The sequence below is a fragment of the Nocardioides nanhaiensis genome, from assembly GCF_039542785.1.
Taxonomy (GTDB): domain Bacteria; phylum Actinomycetota; class Actinomycetes; order Propionibacteriales; family Nocardioidaceae; genus Nocardioides; species Nocardioides nanhaiensis.
Genome location: NZ_BAABIM010000002.1, coordinates 77,639 through 93,711, shown reverse-complemented (window position 1 = coordinate 93,711; position 16,073 = coordinate 77,639). Strand labels below are relative to the sequence as shown.

Genomic DNA, 16,073 nt, shown 5'->3' with positions numbered 1-16,073 from the left:
CCGGCCCGCGGGGTCATCGAGGGGAACCCCATCGAGGGTGTACGTCCCCATGCTCACAGCGCACCTACCATTCCGAGGGTCCGGGCGGCGGCGTCCACGGTCTTGCTCGTGGGCTCCGCCTGCGGGTTGTGGATCGTCTGCTCGACCACCACGCGCGGCCCGCCGTACGCGCCACCACCGGATGCCCCCGGGCCGTCGCCGCCCCAGGGGGGACGGACGTCGGGCAGGGACGGGGTGGGGCCGTCGTCGGTGAACGTGAGCGCGTTGCTGACGGCCGTAGACGCCCGCTCGACGTCGCCGAGGCGGGAACGGACACCGGCTGCCGCGTCGGCCGCCAGGGCGGCACCAGCGGCGGTGACCTGCCGGACCCGGGACGCCGCGCCCATGCCGACGGCGAGGCCGGCGGGCACCCACCGTCCGATGAGTGCCAGGACGCGGGACGGCGACCGGATGCCGAGCGCCTTCTTGATCGCGCGGGCGAGCTGGTTGGCTACCCGCTTGGCCGCCTTGTTGATGCGGTTGATCTGGGACTCGATGCCCTTGACCAACCCCTGCGCGGCGTTCACACCGGCCTGGAACAGGGTCGACGAGGACGACGTGCCGAGGGTGTTGGCTGCCGCGTTGATCTGGGCGTTGAGCCCGTTGACCTCCGCGACCGCCGTCGACCCACCGGCCACCAGGGCGGCGGCGTAGTCCGACGCTGCCTCCGGCCCCGCCTCGACCAGTTCCCGGTAGGTCTGCTGGTTGAGCCCGGACCGGAGCAGGGTTGCCATATCGGTCGTGAACTTCTGCACCACCGCGAGGCGGTCGCGCATGGAGGCCACGATGTCCGCTGACGTCACCTTCTGGAGGAAGCCGTAGACGTTGACCTTGCCCTCGGCGTTCATGAGGGACGTGTAGGAACGCACGTTCTCCACGACCGACCGCTTGAAGTCGTCGCGGAGGGCGACGGCGTTAGCCAGGCGATCCTGCGCCTTCTTGAGCCGGGTGGTGAGTACCTCCCGGGCCCGGGCGAAGTCGGCAATCGTGGCCGTCTGAATCCGCGCGCCGCGACGGAAGCCGCCGTTGGAGTTGATGTTGCGGAGCAGGCGGTCGGTGGCCGCCCCGGCGGGGCGACCCTTCCAGATCGACTTGGTGCGCCGGTCCTGGTCGCGCACGAGCAGCCGCGCGGCCTTCGCCTGCTGCGCCCGTGCCGCCCGACTCGCCTTCGCCAGCCGGGTCGCCTCGGTCTTGGTGATCTTGGCACCGGCCCGCTGGCGTGCCCGGTAGATGCGGTTCGCCTCGCGCTTGACCGCCGACTCCGACGCCTTGGCGATCCGGTCCGTGACTGCCTTGAGCGCCTTGGTGGCCGCGGAGGCGGTGGACCGGATGCCGACGGCGAGGCCGATGGGCAGCCACCGGCCGAGGCGACGGAACACCTTGGACGGCGACGCGATCCCCAGCGCCTTCTTGACGACCCCGGGGAGCTTGTCGGTGACGTACGTCTTGATCGTGCTCACGATCGAGCCCGCCATGCTGCGAATACCCGACGTGAAGCCGCGGATGACGTCGGCACCGGCACTGATGAGCCACGAGCCCGCGCCGGACAACGCGCCCTTGACCTTGCCCGGGATGCCGGACAGCCAGGACGTGACGGTCGACCACGCGCCGCTGATGCCGTTACGGAGGCCGGTCATGGTCGCGCGGCCCGCGTTGACGAGCCAGGAGCCGGCGGACGAGAGGGCACCGATGATCTTGCCGCCGATGCCACCGACCCAGGACGACACCGTGCGCCACGCGCCGACGAGGCCGGCGAGGAGCCCGGCGATGACCGACGCGCCCGCCTTGCGGAGCCAGGTGCCTGCCGCGGAGAACGCGCCCTTGACCCTGCCCGGGATGGACCCGAAGAAGCCCATGATGGCGTTCCAGTTGCGGACGATCATGCCCAGCGGCGTGAACTTGGCGAACCGGACGACGATGTTGAGCAGCCCGGTCACCGCGGCCCCGACCGCCTTCGCCGCCGCGGACACGATGGACTTGATGCCGTTCCAGGCGGCGGTGACCGCCCGGCGGAAGCCCTCGTTCTTGTTCCACAGCAGGACGATCCCGGCGACGAGTGCGGCGACGGCTACGACGACGATGCCGATGGGGTTGGCGGTCAGCGCGGCGTTGAGTGCCCACTGGGCGGCCGTGGCAGCGATGACCGCGCCCCGGACGATTGCCTGCCCGGCGGCGAACGCGATGGCGGCAGCCTTGGACGCCACCATCGAGGCCGTGTGGGCGACCCAGGCCGCGGTGGACCGTGCGGCCGAGGCGACCGCGGCCGCCGCTGCCTTCGCCTGCTCAACGATCCAGAGCCGCATGACGGCGATCCCGGTCCGCATGGACGAGATGAAGTTGCCGAGCGACTGCTTGGCCATCATGACCTGCCAGCGGGCGTTCATGGCGATAGCGCGACCCTGGGTGGCGACCCACGACCCCATCGCCGCCACGCCGGTCCGGAGCCGTCCGGCGAGGTTGGCGGTGGTCGCCATGAGGCCCTTCTGCCCGGCGGCCATCCCGTAGGTGCCGAGGGCGTACGCCTGCTGGGCAGCCCGCACCGTGGCGACGGTCGCGGCGTAGGACTTCTTGACGGCGATCACGCCGCGCATGACCGCCTGATACGTCTTGTAGGCGGCGACCATCGAGAGGACGGTGGCGGCGAGCGGGACGGTGACCTTGTGCCACCGGACGAACAGCTCGACCACCTGGCCCGTGACCGTGATGACGGTGGCGATGACGTCGGCGGCCGTGCGGATGGCCCCGGCGAGGGTGGTGCCGATCGCGGCAGCCGCGGAGCCGCCGTCGCCGTCGAGCGCGCCGAGGGCGTCGCGGATGCCTGCCACGGCCGGGCCGAGTGCGCCGCCGATGACCGACGCGCCCTCGCTGATCGCGGGCCAGAGGTAGGCGGTGAACCAGGTCCACGCGGCGGACACGGCCGGGACGACGGTGCCCATGAAGGCCGCGCCCGCGGCGGTCGCCATCGCGGTCACGCGGGGCGTGATGGCGTCTACCCCGGTGATGACCCCGGCTAGGCCGTTCTTGACCGCCGGGAACGCGCCGGACACCACGGAGGCACCCATGCGGGAGAGGGCCGCGCCGACGTTGGCGGCCATGCCGCGCATGGTGTCGCCGGATGCCTGCGCCGCCCCGCCGATGTTCTGGTCGATGACCCGCTTGAACGTGGCCGAGTCGACCTTGCCCGCCGCGACCATTTCGCGCAGCGCGGTGGCCGAGACGCCGTACTCCTTCTGGAGCCACTGGTAGATCGGGATGCCGCGATCCGCGAGCTGGTTGAGTTCGGCGGTGTACGCGCGCTGGGACGTCTCGACCTTGTTCATGATCGAGCCCATCTCGTTCATCGAGACGCCCGCGATGGTGGCCGCGTCGGCGGCCGTGGTGAGGTACTTGGTGAGTTCCTGGCCGGGGCGGACACCGGCAGCCACCGCACCGGCCGCGGTGGTCGCGGCGGCGTCGAGGCCGTAGGCGGTGCCCTTCACCGACGCCAGGGCGGAGGTCATGATGCGATCCACGCTCGCGGCGTCGTGGCCGAGGCCGACGAGCTTGCCGCGGGCGGCGTCGATGTTGAGGGCGCGGTCGACGCCGCCCTTGATGACCTTGGCCGTCATGATGCCGCCCGCGATCACCGATGCCCGCTTGGCGTAACGGCCCACGGTGCCCGCGAAGGAGTTGCCGTAGGACTTGCCGCCCTTCCCGCCTGCCGCCCCGAGGGTGCCGTTCAACTCGCCCTCGATGACGCCACGCGCGCCCTTCATGGACGGGATGACCTGAAGCGCGGCGTAACCGATCGTCTGCATGTGCGGCTCCCCTCGGGGTAGGGCTAGGTGAGCGACCCCTCAGCGATCCGCCGCTCGCGGTCGCGCTTGCGATCCAGGGCGCGGTTGACGGCGGCCTGGCGCTTGGGGTCGGTGTGCGCGCGCTTCGTGTTCGAGGGCAGCGCGGGGTGCTTCTCGCCGGTGAGGGCGGACCACACGTGAGCGGTGAGGTAATCCCCGATGTGCCAGGGCCGTTCGCCATCGTTGAGGGCGCGGGTGACCGACGACTCGGGGTTGTGGAGCAGGTCCACGAACAGGGAAACGCCCTCGCCCAGCGGGACGCGCCCCCGCACGACGTCGGAGAACGGGATGCCGTAGAACCGGCGGAAGTCCGCTCTCAACGCGTGCGGGTGGCGCGCGGCCGTGTGGACGAGGTTCCTCAGTTTCCCGTGTCGATCCCGCAGTGCGACAGGTACCGCTTGACGAGTGCCTGCATGGGGCCGCGCCGCAGACGGGCGGTGTCCTTGAACTTCTGGAACTCGTCGCCCAGCGCGAGCTTGATGACCTCGACGTCGGCCCCGGCCTCGCCTCCGGCGAACGCCTCCGCGGCCTTCCACCCGTCGAGCTCGTCGAGGTGGGTGAGGCTGAACGGGGTTCCGCCGTGGACGATCACGAACGGCTTGAGGTCGACCTCGGAGCGGTAGTTGTCGAGGTTGAAGTCGACGGTGGGGTTGTCGTTACGGGGGTTGCTCATAGCGGTGTGGGTTCCTCTCAGGTGGTGGGGATGTTGACGTGCTGCTGGGTGACCCCGAGCACGCGGTCCCCGTGGGTGATCTCGACCGTGACCGTGAGGTGGTCCGGCCCCTTCTCCGCCGATGGCTCGGCGGGTGGCGTGCGGGCGTCGACCTGCGCCTGGGCGAGGTCGCGCCGGATGGTCCGCGCGGTGGCGGGATCGAGGTCGACGTCGGGCCCGTGGCGGCGCTCGTGTTCGGCGCGCACGTCGGCGTCGGTGACGGTGATGGCAGGCATGACGGCTCCTAGCGGTGTGGGCGGGCAGAGCCGGCCGGGCGCGCCCACCGCTGGAAACGCGCCCGGCCGGGGTCGGTGTGGCCCGAGGTCAGGAGGTCGGGGCCGCGGACTTCTGCTCGATGAACAGCTCGCCTGCCGCGTTGGGGTAGATGGTGGCGAGCAGCTCGTACTTGGTGAGGTCCGACTCGTTCTCGGTGATGTCGCCGTCCACGGTGATGACCGCGTGGCGGGCGGTGATGAGGCGACGGACGGCGGCACCGTCGCGCGTCTCGAAGGCGACCTTCACCGGCACCGGGCGGGGCACGATGATCTTGCCCGCGCCGGACCCGGGCCACAGGAGCTTGCGGGTGACCGCGTTGTCCTCCAGGGCCGAGAACTTCCGGGTGAGCTTGAAGTTGCGCCGGGACGTGCGGACGAGGATGCCGCCCCAGGCGTAGTGGTCGCCCGTCTCCTCCTCGCGCGTCTCGGTGATCCCGTCCTCGCCGTTCAGCAGGCCGACGAGGCCCCAGGTCGCGCCGAACTCGGCGTCCACGCTCGCGGGGACCTCGGCGCTCAGGTTCTCGCCGACGTAGACGTCCGCGTCCGCCCACAGCCGGGCGTTCTCTGCGTTGCCGCTCATGCGGTTCTCCTTTGGTCATGACGAAGGGCCCCGCCGGATGGCGAGGCCCTGGGTTGTGGGTGGTGCGGTGGGTCAGACGACCCGGGGGGCGAGCAGGGCGCGGACGGTGGCCCACGCCATCGGTTCGCCCGTGTCCGGGTCGGTCGCCCGTACGGCCGATGTGCCGGGCAGGACGGCGCGCACGACGGGGCCCCGGTGGTCGGTGGCGAGGCCGTGGCAGAGGGCCGCGAGGTCGTGGGCGTCGTCGTCGGTGGCGTGCCACACCGCTAGCCGGATGACGGTCCGGGCGTTGGCCGCCTGCTGGATCGTCCCCGGGCCGTCCTGGGACACCACGACTAGCGGCGTGGGCCCGTTGTGCGGCTCGCGGTCGCTGGGGGTGCGTGTGGCGACGGTGACGCCCTGGGCGTACGACTCGCCACGATCGGACAACCGGGCGCGGAGGTCGTTGGCGATGGCTGCCACGCCATCGCCGAACACGGTTGCCATCAGCGGCCCCGGACGGTGAGGCCGGCGGCCGACGCGGCGGATGTGAGGATGCCGTACTTGGCCTGGAGGCCGACGGCGCGCGGGTGGCGGACCACGACGGCAGCGGCCCCGCGGTCGGTGGTGTACCGCTCGACCACGACGTCCCCCAGGCCGTCGCTGGGCAGCCGTGAACGGACACCCGACGCGATCGTCTCGGCGGTGGCGTTGACGGCCGCCGGAACCTCGCCGGTGCGGAGGATCGCGCCGACGCCTGCGCGGTCGAGCTGGACCTTCCACATGGTCACGCCCCCTTCCATGCGGTCATCGTGAACTCGATGTGATCCGCGCCGTGGGGGTCGGGCCAGTAGGCGACCTCGCCCGTGACCGCGTGGACCTCGCCGCGGTACTCGATCCGGTCGGTTGAGCGGATGTCGGGTGCCTTGCCGGGTGGGGTCAGGACGCGGTAGCCGGTGGCGCGGGTGATGCTGCCGCCGTTGTCGGTGTCCTCGTTCTGGAAGTTGGGCTGGACCGACACGCCGCCGATGAGTCGCCGGGTGACGGCCTCGGGGGACCAGTCCTCCACGGTGTCCCCGCCGCGGGTGGTGCGCTGCCCGGCACGGATGCGGACGATGCTCTGCCCGAAGATCATGCGCGGCCCCCGATCCGGTAGCGGTCGGCCGCGTCGACCCACGCCTGGGACACCCCGACGGCCTCGCTCTGCCCGAAGGTGAGCGTGATGCCGCCGACCTGCTTGGACGACAGGCCGCGGAGGATGTTGTACCCGGCCTCCGCCTGGTCCTGCACCGCCTCGGCGATGTCGTCGGGGATGGGGTCGTAGCCGTAGGTGAGGGTGACCTCGACCGCCCGGCGGCGACGGGGCCACAGGCGGCCGTCACGGCGGTTGAGCAGCCCGTACTCGTCCCAATCGACCGCCACGGGCGTCCCGTTGACCAGGACGCCGCTGACGTCGGTCACGTGGCGGGCGGGGAGGGCGAGGTCGAGGGTGCCGGTGCCGTTGACGACCAGCGTCTCGGTGACCCGGTGGACCTGCCACCGCACCGCCCCCCGGAACCGCGCGGAGGCGGACCGGAGGGCGACGAGGAGGCGGGCGTCGGTGGGGGCGACGCCGAGCTTGGTGGCGAGGTCATCGGCCGGGGTGAGCAGCGGGGGCGTTTCCTCGGCCATGACGTCCCCTACTTCCGCTGCGACCGCGACCGGGACCGCGACCGCGACGGGGCGGCGTCGGACTCCGGTGCCGTCTCGGCATCGCTGGCGTCGTCTGCGGGGTCGGCGGCGTCGTCGTGGCCCTCGGGCCCGTCGGCGTCGTCGTCGTCCGTCAGAACGGCGAAACCGTCCTCGGTGGCGTCGGTGGCGTCGGTGGCGTCGGTGGCGTCGGGCTCACCGTCGGGGGCCGGCTCGGGGGCCGGGGGACGCGGCACGGGGCCGGGGTCCGGCGCGGGCGCGGTGGGCGCGGGCACGGCACGGGTGTGCGCGGCGGCGACGCGCTCGGGGGCGATCCCGTAGCGCGCGGCGTCCGCGACGTTCACGCGGACACCGTTCTCGATCACGACTGGCGGCATGGCTGCTCCTTCGGTTCGTGCGGGTGGTCGGGGCCACCCCCGGGCCCGGCCGCCGTGGTGGCGGCCGGGCAGGGGGCGGGGTGGATCAGGCGGCGGCCGTGTCGTAGAGCGGGGCCTCCGGGTCCACGACCTCGCCCACGGTCATGAGCTGCGGGTTGAGCGACCCGAACGCCGCGCGGGCCTCGGCCAGGACCGCCACGAGGTTGCGGACGAAGAAGTCCTCGTGCGAGTCGGTGGCCGTGAGGGTGGTGTCCTCGCGGTCCCACAGGACGAGCGTCGACCACTCGCCGCCGAGGATCACGTCGTCGCCGAGGTCGGGGACCTCGACGCGCGGGCGACCCCACAGGGTCTGCGGGCCGGTGCTGAACGGGCCGCCGCCGTAGAAGCGGCCGTCCGCGGCCTGGAGGTTGTCGAGCGCCTCGTTGATGGCCGGGGACACGGCGAAGGCGGTCAGGGTGCCGCCCGCGTCCTTCACCTGCCGGATCATGCGCCGCGCGGTCTTGACGACGTTGCCGCGCCACGGGGTGTTCTGGACGCCCGTCATGTTGAGCAGGCCGTCGAACTCCTCGTACTGCGCGTCGATCGGGTTGGCCTTGTCGCCCGCGAGCATCTGGCGCTCGAACTCGCGCGCCACGCCCGTGCGGAGGAACGCGTCGATGAGCGTCCGGAGCTGGCGCACGTCGGACAGGGCCCGCTTGGTGGCGGGCATCCAGTGGGCGACGGTGATGACGTCCGCGGACTGCTTGCGGAACGTCATCTTCGACTTGGGCTTCACGCCCGCCTGGCGGGGGGTGACGCTCTCGCCGACGGGGTTCTCCGTCTCGGCCTCGTAGACGCCGCGGGCGTTGGAGGTGGTGGTGCGGCCGTCGACCGTCACGCCCTCCGGGATCACCTGCGCGTACTCCACCTTGTCGCTGCCGGTGGAGCCGACGGTCACGAGGTCGCGGATGCCGCCCTTGTAGGGCTCGCGGTACTCGACCACGCCGAGGCTGTCGGTCTGGACGAGGGTGCCCGCGCCGCCGTTGCGGTTGGACCCGGTGAGCAGGTCCTTGAAGCCGCCGATCTGGACGGCGGGCATGTTGATGCCCTTGGCCGACTCGTTGATGAGGCCGTTGTGGGCGCTCATGAGGGCCTTGTAGCCGTCGGAGTCGGTGAACCGCTGCCCGACCGAGACGGCCTTGCCGCCGAAGCCGAGGCGGGCGTCCTTGAGGACGTCGCCGTTGAGGGCGTCGGCGTCGGCCTTGCTCATGAGGTCGTGGACCTCGGCCGCGGTCACGCTGACGGCCTTGAGCTTGGTGATCTGCTCGTTGACCGTGGCGGCCTTGGCGAGCCGCTCGGTGACGGTCGCCTGCTCGTCGTCGGTGAAGCCGCGACCGGCCTCCTCGGCCTTGGCGGCGAGGTCACGGACCTCGCCGAGGATGCCGTTCCGCTCGTTCTCGAGCGCCGCGAGTGCGATGGTCATGCGTGTCTCCTTCGTGGAATGACGAAGCCCCCGCCGTGTGGCGAGGGCCGGTGGTGCGGTGGTGCTGCCGGGGACCGTCAGACGGTCGCGGCGATGTCCGCCAGGAGCGCGGCGCTCCGCGGGTCGAGCGACTTCGCCGACCCGGCGGCGGTGCCGGTGTCGGTGTCGTCGGTGGCCCCGTCGTCGGGCGGCGACGTCGGGGGGTCGGTGGGGGCCGGCTCGGTGGTGTCACCGTCCGGCGCGGGGACGTCGGGGTCGTCGGCCTTGCGGTCGGGCCGCGGGTAGTTCGCGCGGACCGCCTTCACGTCGTCGAGGCGGGTGTCGCGGTTGACGCCGACGAGGCACGGGCCGACCTCGTGCAGCGCGCTGAACTTCCGCAGCTCGAACACCTCGCGCTGGTCGTCGCCCTCGCCGCGCACGCCCCAGCCCGCGTCGCCGACGTCGAAGGCGAACGAGAACTGGCCGATGCGCTTCTGCGCGAGCAGGCGGTGGACCTGCTGGGCGAACGCGGCGGCGGCCTCCACGGGGGAGTCGACGTCGAGCTTGCCGATGACCTCCAGGCCCTCGGGCGTCTCGCGCGCCTTGCCCGGCTCGACGTGGCCGATGTGGGCGAACACGTCAGCCCATGCGTGGGACCACACGACGGGGATCGGGTCGCCGCGGTCGGCGTAGGCCGCCAGGACGTCGCTGAACGCGCCCTCCATCACGACATCGCCGTAGGCGTCCACGTTGCCGAACACCGACACGACCGCGCGGAACTCGCCCGCGTTGAGGCCGGTGCCGTCGTCGGCCTTCGTGGCGGGGTCGGTGGGCCCGACGGCTTTGACGACCACGCGGGCCGCCTTGGTCATGGTCGTCACATGCTTCTCCGTTCGTTCACGATCGTTAGACGATCAGGGCGTGACTACGTGCCGTAGTCGAGGCGGCAGGTACATCCGGCGTTGTCGTCGGGGGTGCCGAAGTGGTCGCCGGGCCACCGGAGGCCGTTGCTGAACACGTCCCCGATGTCGACCGTCTCCCCGTTCTGGGCTGCGTGGGAGGCGCGGGGGTTGGTCGACGTGACGCGCCAAGTCTTGGTCCGCAGTCCGGACTTCGTGGCGGCATCGTGGCGGCCGAACGAGACGGCCTCGGTGATGAACGCCCCGGCGAGTGCGATGGCGAGCGTGTTGCTGCCCAGGAACTCGCGGAGGCGGTCGGTGGCCGAGGCGGGGTCGTCGGCCACGGTGGCGGCTAGGCCGTCACCGACGGCGGTCGCCCACCGTCCCGCGTTCGTCTCTGCCGCCTTGGCGATCCACGCCTCCACCATCCCCGGCGACCATCCCTCGGCCTCAGGGTTGTAGGTGGCGAGGATGTCCCACGCCCCGACCTCGGCTAGCCGCTGCATGGTGGCGCGAAGGACCGGCAGGAGCGCCGCCGCCTCGGCGTCGTGGTCGAAGGCGGTGGTGACGTCCGGCAGCGCCTTGAGGTCGAGGCGTTCGGCGAGGCGGGATGCCTGCCGTTCCCAGAACACGGTGAGGCGGTTGGTGGCCGCCGCGCGCTCGGCCGGGATCGTCCCGTGGTCGTCGGGGCGGGCCGCCTTCAGCCCGCCCCGTCCGCTTTTGGGTCGTCGTCCCGGTCGGCCTCGTCGGGCGCGGTGTCGTGCGGGTTGGCGACGTCGCCGACGAGCACATTGAGCGGCGTGACCAGCTCGTCCGTGCCCGCGACGTAGGGCAGGTTCTTCCGTGCCCGTGCCTCCGCGGTGGTCATCCAGGGGCGGCCGGTCGCCTGCGCGAGCGACTTCGCCTCGGCGTCGAACGATCCGCGCAGGCGGGCGTCCACGTTGAGCTCGATGTACTCGTCTGCGCGCAGGACACCGGCACCGAGCAGGCCGACGTTGAGCGCCTGTTCGAGGTTGACGATCCACGACCCGAGGACGTCGCCGTACTTCATCTCGCGGAAGGCGTCGATGTTGCTGTAGGTGCCCTCCCGGGCCCCCAGCAACTCAGGCGGGTAGTGGTACAGCAGGCACGCCTCGATGAGGGTGAGGTTGCGGATCGCGGCCGTGTCGAACTCCGACGGCTTGAACACGTCGGCGGCCCGGAGCTTCATCCCGTCCTCCAGGATCGGGAATCCGCCCTCGTTGCCGCCGCCGAGCTTGTAGGAGTCGATTCCGGACTTGAACCGCTGGAAGGCGGTGTCGTCCCACTTCGGCGCGTCCACCGGCCGCTCGATGACGGCGGGGATGCGCCCGCCGTTCTTCACGACCTGCCGCCGCCAGTCGCCCACGACGTCCAGCTCGGCGGCGAGGTCGGAGAGGGTGCGGAGGCGGGAGTTGCCGCGGTCGAGGCCGGTGTCGTTGTACGGCATGGCCGAGGGGGCGATGTCGAACACCACGCGATCGAGGGGGATGACCACGGGCTCGGCGTCGTAGGGGTGCCACCACACGCCCACACGGCGGCCACCGGACACAGCGACGGCCACACGGTGCGCGGGCAGCCGGAGCAGGTGGAGGCGGCCGGCGGCGGCGTCGTAGTCGACCAGGGCGGCCCAGCGGTCGTGGATAGCGAGGTCGAGCAGCACCTGCTCGAACCAGCGCGCGCCGCCGTAGCCGGGGGCCGGGGCCCGAAGCATCGCGGCGACCGGGGAGGCGGCTAGGCGCTCGCGGTCGGTGTCCGATGTCCGGCGGTAGTGGTGGATCGGGATGGACCCGACCTCGCGGGCAATCTCGCCCGTCACGGTGCGGATCGCGGGCTGGGTGGCCCACAGGTCGGCGGGGTCGCCGCCGGCCTGGTAGTCCATGAGGGGCACGGACATCGTGAGCGCGCCGGCCTTCTCGTTGTCGAGGGCGATGACGTCGCCGTCGCGGATTCCGTATCCCATCGTCAGACCACCTGCGCCCACTGAATCGCGGCGGTCGGGATGACCACCTGGCCGTCGAGTGGTCCGGCGTTGGCCCCGTAGCCGGTCACGTGCCCGAGGGTCACGCCGTCCGCGTCAGCGGCGTCGAGCGTGCCCTTGAACGTCCCGCCGGTCGACGTGACGAGCACCGTGCGGGCGATGTAACGCCTCATGTGCTTCATTTCGGTCCTCCCATCACACGACCCGGAGGCCGGTGTCCTCGTATGCGGACTTCTTCGGGGCGGTCCCGGCCATCGCCTCGCTCATCGCGTTCACGAAGGCACTCCACCCGTCGATCTTGTCGGCGGCGTTCGCCTTGTCCGGCTTCACGTTCCCCGCGGCGTCGGTAGCGACGGCGAGGTTGTCGGTCATCCAGGTCATGACGTCGTTGCCGCCGTGGCGGACCATCGGCACCCCCGACTTCTGCCCGGTCATCAGGAGCCGCTTGCACTCCTTGAGGGGCGCGGACATCGAGGCGAAGCCCTGCCCGAGCTTGACCATCTGGAAGCCGTCGTCGGTGAGGTCGATGGTTAGTTGCGAGGCGTTCCAGCGGTCGAACGCCACGCTCTGCACGTCGAACAGGTCGGCGTCCTCGTTCATGGACTGCCGGACGTAGGCGTAGTCCGTGACGTTGCCCGGGGTGGTGCGGAGCCATCCGCGGCCTAGCCACACCATCGCCTCGCCCGCGGTGCGGGTGTTGAGGTCGGCTAGCGCGTCCTCGGGCACCCACATCCGCCAGAGGGCGTCGAAGCCGTCGTCATCGCGGGGCAGGAGCCAACACAGGGCGGTGAGGTCCGACGTCGATGCGAGGTCGAGGCCGCCGTAGGCCATGCGGCCCGCCAGGTCCGCCTCGTTGATCGGGTCGCCCGCGTTGGCGCGCCAGGTGGCAAGGTCGATGTAGCGCGCCGTCTGCTTGGTCCGTAGTCCCAGGTGGAGCCGCTGGAACGCGGCGAGGGCGGCGGGGTCATTGGCAGCCTTCTTCGCCTCGGCCTTGAGGTAGGCCGCCGAGGGACTGATGCCGTACCCCGGGTTGGCCTTCCGCATGGTGGAGACGGCGAAGGGCGGATCGTTCTTGTCTGCCGCCCACACCACGCCGTACGTGTGCTCGTCGCGGATCGTGCCCGCGGCGAGGCGGTCGATGTAGCGGCGCTTGCGGTCGTAGATGGTGCCCGGCTTGCCCGAGTCGGCGGTGGTGATGATGACCGACAACGGCTGGGTGCGCGACCCGCGGCCCGTCTCGATCGTCTCCACGAGGTCGGGGGTCTTGTGGACGTGCAGCTCGTCCACGATGGAGCAGTGGATGTTCGCGCCGTGCTGTGCGTCGGCCACCGACGAGACGGGGATGATGGTCGACGCCGAGCGGAGGTGGATGACCTTCTCCGCGTACGCCTTCACCCGGCCCTTGAGGGCCGGTGCCTTCTCGGCGAGGGTCTTGATCGGCGAGAACACGAACTTCGCCTGTTCCTTGCCGGTGGCCGCTGTGACCACCTGGGCACCCTGCTCGCCATCGGCGCAGGCCATGTAGAGCGCGATCCCCGACGAGATCGTTGACTTGCCGTTCTTGCGGGGGACGTCAACGTAGAGGTCGCGGATGATCCGCACGTACCCCTCGGCCTCGTCGTCCCAGCGGACCCAGCCGAAAGTGGGGGCGATGATGTACGCGACCTGCCACGGGTCGGGGTTCAGCGGCTTGCCCGCCCACCGGCCCGAGACGTGCGTGAGGGCCTTGAACGCGGCGAGCACCTTGTCGACGCGCTCGAAGTCGAAGGCGGCCCCGGCGACGTCGCGCGGCTCCGGGGTCTTGACCGCGGGCGGGCAGTCGGGGAGCGGGATGCCGCGATCCACGAGGTAGGCGTGCACCTCAGGGGACAGCTTGAGGTCGCGGATCGGGTCGAGCACCTTCGCCGCTGCCCGCTTGCGCGGGTCACCCGAGCGCGGGTTCGCCTCAGTCGAAGGGGTTTCCCTCGTCGTCATCCGCCGCTCCCCTCGCGAGCGCCTGCTCCGCGGAGGGGGTCAGGCCGAAGTGGGCAGCGATGCCACGGACCTCGCGGGCCGCGTTCCGCTGGATCGCCACGGCGGGGTGAGCGAGCGTGCCCTGCCGGGCGTCGATGAACATGCCCTCGCGCTTGAGGGTCGCGGTGGCCTCCACGAACGTCTGCCACATCTCGCAGTAGGTGGCGAGCGTGGCGGCGTCGCCTTCCTTGAGGATGTCGAGGCGGGCGAGTTCGGGGACCACCCGCTGCCACTCGTCGAGGGCCTCGCCCTCAAGCCAGAACGGGGGCTCGGGTGCCACGCGCCGGAAGCCGGGGTCGGGCTTCACCGGACGCCCGCCGCTGTCCCGGCCCTCGCCGCGGCCTTTGAGCAACTTCAGCGGGGCCGGCTCGGGGTTGGGGTTTGCCATGAGTCACCCGCCTTCCAAGTTATGGTGCTTGTCTCGACTCGGGGGACGGCCCGGGTCTATGCATGCGAGAGGGTGGGGTGCGCAGACGTGAGCCTTGCGTTCCGGGATCGCGAGATGAACCCCGACGAGTTGCTCGCGCTGCGCCTCATGCTGAGCACTTTCCGCGACGGCAGTGGTCAGCACTTGGCGTCGATCAACGCCAACATGCCCGATTACCGTGACTTCGAGCGCTCGCTCGCTGCTGCCCTCGACGGCAGCGCGCCGGAGAACAAGGGCGTCTTCGATGTGATCGTCCCCGACGATCCGCTGCCCATCGGGATCTCATGCAAGATGGTCAGCGCGCCGCCCGCGAAGCATTTGTCTAGCTTCATGGAACTATCGAACTCGGCAGCGGCCTTCCGCGCGCACCTGTTGAAGTTGCAGATCCATTGGTCGACGGAGCCAACTCTTGCTGGACCGGCGCTCATCGAGCTCGTGGAGTCATGGCACCGCGCAAGCGCGGACGAAGTGGACGTCGCGGGCAGCAAGTACGCCGTGCTTACGCACGACCGCCGTTGGCAGAAGTGGCGTCTTGCTTGCTTCGCCCTGAACCTGCGATTCGCCAACCCCCGCGGCGAGGTGGAGTGGCTAGCCGAGGGGGCCTCCCTGAACGGGTATTGCATGGACGGCGACCGCCGACATCGGCTGTGGCAGGTCTACCCAAACTCAGGCGGACAGATGAAGTATTACCCGCTGCTGCGATGGGCAGAATGGATCACGCCAGAGTTCGAGCTGGAAGTGCCCCCGATAATGTCACTGAGGGCACGCGCGGCTGAGTACTTTCCGGACCTGTGGCCGAGCGCGGTTCCTACGGACGCGCCTCTCGCCTAATCCACAGCTTCTCAAGTCGGACGGCAGCCTTCTCGACCTTCGGGGGCTTAATGACGACTTGGTCCCACTCGGAGAGATAGTCGTTGTACAGGTCGTTGTCGTAGCCGCTCAAAACGGCCGGCCCGGGATGTTTCACGAGCGTTTCCAGCATGTCGATGTGGTCGTCAATCGTCATCTCCTGGCCGTACATTTTCTGCGTTCGCGTCGACGGCAGGTAGGGGGGATCGGCGTAGATTAGGCAATCCGGGGCGGCATATCGCCGCATTACGTCAACCGCCGGACGATTCTCTATTTCCGCGTCGCGTAACCGCATTGCTAGTTCAAGAAGATCCTCTGGAACGCGCTGCCACCGAACCGACATTCCGCGAGCGCGCTGCCGACTGCCGCGGGTCTTCCAACCTGTTTTCTTTGCGAGGTCGCTCGCGTGTGCTTGCCACACGCGAACAACGAACCGCCGGGCGTCCTCGAGAGCATCGCCAGTGACGATGTCCGAGTTCGTGTACTCCTCCCGCGACCACGGCGTGGTTTCTAGCGACCAAAGAAGATCATCAGTATGGTCGCGCAAAACTCGGAAGAAGTTCACGACGACGTGGCTGGCGTCGTTGATTATCTCGTGCGGCGATACGGGCTTAGTGAAGAAAACGGCTCCGGAACCGAAATATGGCTCGACGTAATGGTAGTGGGGACCAAAGTTCGCAACGATGTCGACGGCCATTGACCACTTCGACCCCGGATAACGGAGGGCCGCACTCCGCCTAGCAACGACTCCGATGTCGGGGGGCGTGGGCTCGGCGGTCATGCCGCCATCATCGCCCATGTTTGGCCGGCTCGGTAACCCGTCCGCGGCGCGTCGTGCGGTGTCCATTGCTTGTAGACCCCCTCCCTGGGGGAGTTGATCCACCACGTACGCGTCTACCGCGCCGGGGCCTCGTGGGGTTGGGGGTCGTGATCGCGACTCCCCTTCCCGTGTTGGTGT

The 16,073-nt window shown here is 70.5% G+C and carries 19 protein-coding genes; 1 reads left to right on the top strand and 18 read right to left on the bottom strand.

The features are described from left to right. Positions 1-53 precede the first annotated feature (53 nt). The 17 genes from ABD948_RS08595 to ABD948_RS08515 all read right to left on the bottom strand — a co-directional run bounded on the left by ABD948_RS08595 (position 54) and on the right by ABD948_RS08515 (position 14,227). Positions 54-3,836 (bottom strand): tape measure protein, encoded by a 3,783-nt coding sequence (locus ABD948_RS08595; RefSeq protein WP_345264745.1) that lies wholly within the window; start codon positions 3,834-3,836, stop codon positions 54-56. 23 nt (positions 3,837-3,859) lie between these two features. Continuing rightward, positions 3,860-4,195: a hypothetical protein gene (locus ABD948_RS08590; protein ID WP_345264743.1), complete on the bottom strand. Its 336-nt coding sequence runs from the start codon at positions 4,193-4,195 to the stop codon at positions 3,860-3,862. A 38-nt stretch (positions 4,196-4,233) separates the two neighbouring features. Further along, a complete protein-coding gene (locus ABD948_RS08585) occupies positions 4,234-4,548 on the bottom strand; it encodes a hypothetical protein (RefSeq protein WP_345264741.1) in 315 nt (104 codons plus the stop codon). Between the two features lie 17 nt (positions 4,549-4,565). Beyond that, complete coding sequence (locus ABD948_RS08580; RefSeq protein ID WP_345264739.1) at positions 4,566-4,823, bottom strand: hypothetical protein; 258 nt, start codon at positions 4,821-4,823, stop codon at positions 4,566-4,568. A gap of 88 nt (positions 4,824-4,911) precedes the next feature. After that, positions 4,912-5,442, bottom strand: coding sequence for a hypothetical protein (locus tag ABD948_RS08575; protein ID WP_345264737.1), 531 nt, complete (start codon positions 5,440-5,442; stop codon positions 4,912-4,914). A 72-nt stretch (positions 5,443-5,514) separates the two neighbouring features. Further along, positions 5,515-5,928, bottom strand: a complete 414-nt coding sequence (locus ABD948_RS08570; RefSeq protein ID WP_345264735.1) for a hypothetical protein — start codon at positions 5,926-5,928, stop codon at positions 5,515-5,517. Beyond that, entirely contained in the window at positions 5,928-6,224 is a 297-nt protein-coding gene (locus ABD948_RS08565; RefSeq protein WP_345264733.1) for a hypothetical protein, read from the bottom strand. Before ABD948_RS08565 ends, ABD948_RS08570 begins: the two co-directional genes overlap by 1 nt. Then, the gene (locus ABD948_RS08560; RefSeq protein ID WP_345264731.1) at positions 6,209-6,556 is read right to left on the bottom strand and encodes a hypothetical protein; all 348 of its coding nucleotides are present in this window, start codon (positions 6,554-6,556) and stop codon (positions 6,209-6,211) included. Before ABD948_RS08560 ends, ABD948_RS08565 begins: the two co-directional genes overlap by 16 nt. Further along, positions 6,553-7,092, bottom strand: coding sequence for a hypothetical protein (locus ABD948_RS08555; protein ID WP_345264729.1), 540 nt, complete (start codon positions 7,090-7,092; stop codon positions 6,553-6,555). The genes ABD948_RS08560 and ABD948_RS08555 overlap by 4 nt, the downstream gene beginning before the upstream one ends. Before the next feature lie 8 nt (positions 7,093-7,100). Beyond that, a complete protein-coding gene (locus ABD948_RS08550) occupies positions 7,101-7,487 on the bottom strand; it encodes a hypothetical protein (RefSeq protein ID WP_345264727.1) in 387 nt (128 codons plus the stop codon). Between the two features lie 85 nt (positions 7,488-7,572). Continuing rightward, a complete protein-coding gene (locus ABD948_RS08545; RefSeq protein WP_345264725.1) occupies positions 7,573-8,949 on the bottom strand; it encodes a phage major capsid family protein in 1,377 nt (458 codons plus the stop codon). Between the two features lie 77 nt (positions 8,950-9,026). Then, on the bottom strand, positions 9,027-9,800 hold the full coding sequence (locus ABD948_RS08540) for an HK97 family phage prohead protease (RefSeq protein ID WP_345264723.1): 774 nt from the start codon (positions 9,798-9,800) through the stop codon (positions 9,027-9,029). Positions 9,801-9,853: 53 nt separating this feature from the next. Continuing rightward, positions 9,854-10,459, bottom strand: a complete 606-nt coding sequence (locus ABD948_RS08535) for a hypothetical protein (RefSeq protein WP_345264721.1) — start codon at positions 10,457-10,459, stop codon at positions 9,854-9,856. A gap of 68 nt (positions 10,460-10,527) precedes the next feature. After that, positions 10,528-11,808: a phage portal protein gene (locus tag ABD948_RS08530; protein ID WP_345264719.1), complete on the bottom strand. Its 1,281-nt coding sequence runs from the start codon at positions 11,806-11,808 to the stop codon at positions 10,528-10,530. A gap of 2 nt (positions 11,809-11,810) precedes the next feature. Continuing rightward, positions 11,811-12,008 (bottom strand): hypothetical protein, encoded by a 198-nt coding sequence (locus ABD948_RS08525; RefSeq protein WP_345264717.1) that lies wholly within the window; start codon positions 12,006-12,008, stop codon positions 11,811-11,813. Positions 12,009-12,021: 13 nt separating this feature from the next. Continuing rightward, the gene (locus tag ABD948_RS08520) at positions 12,022-13,725 is read right to left on the bottom strand and encodes a terminase large subunit (RefSeq protein WP_345264715.1); all 1,704 of its coding nucleotides are present in this window, start codon (positions 13,723-13,725) and stop codon (positions 12,022-12,024) included. Between the two features lie 46 nt (positions 13,726-13,771). Continuing rightward, on the bottom strand, positions 13,772-14,227 hold the full coding sequence (locus tag ABD948_RS08515) for a phage terminase small subunit P27 family (RefSeq protein ID WP_345264713.1): 456 nt from the start codon (positions 14,225-14,227) through the stop codon (positions 13,772-13,774). A 114-nt stretch (positions 14,228-14,341) separates the two neighbouring features. Between ABD948_RS08515 and ABD948_RS08510 the strand changes: the two genes are divergently transcribed. Beyond that, complete coding sequence (locus ABD948_RS08510; RefSeq protein ID WP_345264712.1) at positions 14,342-15,097, top strand: hypothetical protein; 756 nt, start codon at positions 14,342-14,344, stop codon at positions 15,095-15,097. Here the strand turns inward: ABD948_RS08510 and ABD948_RS08505 are convergent. After that, on the bottom strand, positions 15,075-15,896 hold the full coding sequence (locus ABD948_RS08505) for a DNA adenine methylase (protein ID WP_345264710.1): 822 nt from the start codon (positions 15,894-15,896) through the stop codon (positions 15,075-15,077). The two genes, ABD948_RS08510 and ABD948_RS08505, sit on opposite strands and share 23 nt — an antisense overlap. Positions 15,897-16,073 lie beyond the last annotated feature (177 nt).

Coding starts and splice junctions, on each gene's coding strand:
- ABD948_RS08595 (WP_345264745.1), bottom strand. CDS start 3,836: ATGCAGACGATCGGTTACGCCGCGCTTCAGGTCATCCCGTCCATGAAG.
- ABD948_RS08585 (WP_345264741.1), bottom strand. CDS start 4,548: ATGAGCAACCCCCGTAACGACAACCCCACCGTCGACTTCAACCTCGAC.
- ABD948_RS08580 (WP_345264739.1), bottom strand. CDS start 4,823: ATGCCTGCCATCACCGTCACCGACGCCGACGTGCGCGCCGAACACGAG.
- ABD948_RS08575 (WP_345264737.1), bottom strand. CDS start 5,442: ATGAGCGGCAACGCAGAGAACGCCCGGCTGTGGGCGGACGCGGACGTC.
- ABD948_RS08570 (WP_345264735.1), bottom strand. CDS start 5,928: ATGGCAACCGTGTTCGGCGATGGCGTGGCAGCCATCGCCAACGACCTC.
- ABD948_RS08565 (WP_345264733.1), bottom strand. CDS start 6,224: ATGGAAGGGGGCGTGACCATGTGGAAGGTCCAGCTCGACCGCGCAGGC.
- ABD948_RS08560 (WP_345264731.1), bottom strand. CDS start 6,556: ATGATCTTCGGGCAGAGCATCGTCCGCATCCGTGCCGGGCAGCGCACC.
- ABD948_RS08555 (WP_345264729.1), bottom strand. CDS start 7,092: ATGGCCGAGGAAACGCCCCCGCTGCTCACCCCGGCCGATGACCTCGCC.
- ABD948_RS08550 (WP_345264727.1), bottom strand. CDS start 7,487: ATGCCGCCAGTCGTGATCGAGAACGGTGTCCGCGTGAACGTCGCGGAC.
- ABD948_RS08545 (WP_345264725.1), bottom strand. CDS start 8,949: ATGACCATCGCACTCGCGGCGCTCGAGAACGAGCGGAACGGCATCCTC.
- ABD948_RS08540 (WP_345264723.1), bottom strand. CDS start 9,800: ATGACCAAGGCGGCCCGCGTGGTCGTCAAAGCCGTCGGGCCCACCGAC.
- ABD948_RS08530 (WP_345264719.1), bottom strand. CDS start 11,808: ATGGGATACGGAATCCGCGACGGCGACGTCATCGCCCTCGACAACGAG.
- ABD948_RS08525 (WP_345264717.1), bottom strand. CDS start 12,008: ATGAAGCACATGAGGCGTTACATCGCCCGCACGGTGCTCGTCACGTCG.
- ABD948_RS08515 (WP_345264713.1), bottom strand. CDS start 14,227: ATGGCAAACCCCAACCCCGAGCCGGCCCCGCTGAAGTTGCTCAAAGGC.
- ABD948_RS08510 (WP_345264712.1), top strand. CDS start 14,342: ATGAACCCCGACGAGTTGCTCGCGCTGCGCCTCATGCTGAGCACTTTC.
- ABD948_RS08505 (WP_345264710.1), bottom strand. CDS start 15,896: ATGACCGCCGAGCCCACGCCCCCCGACATCGGAGTCGTTGCTAGGCGG.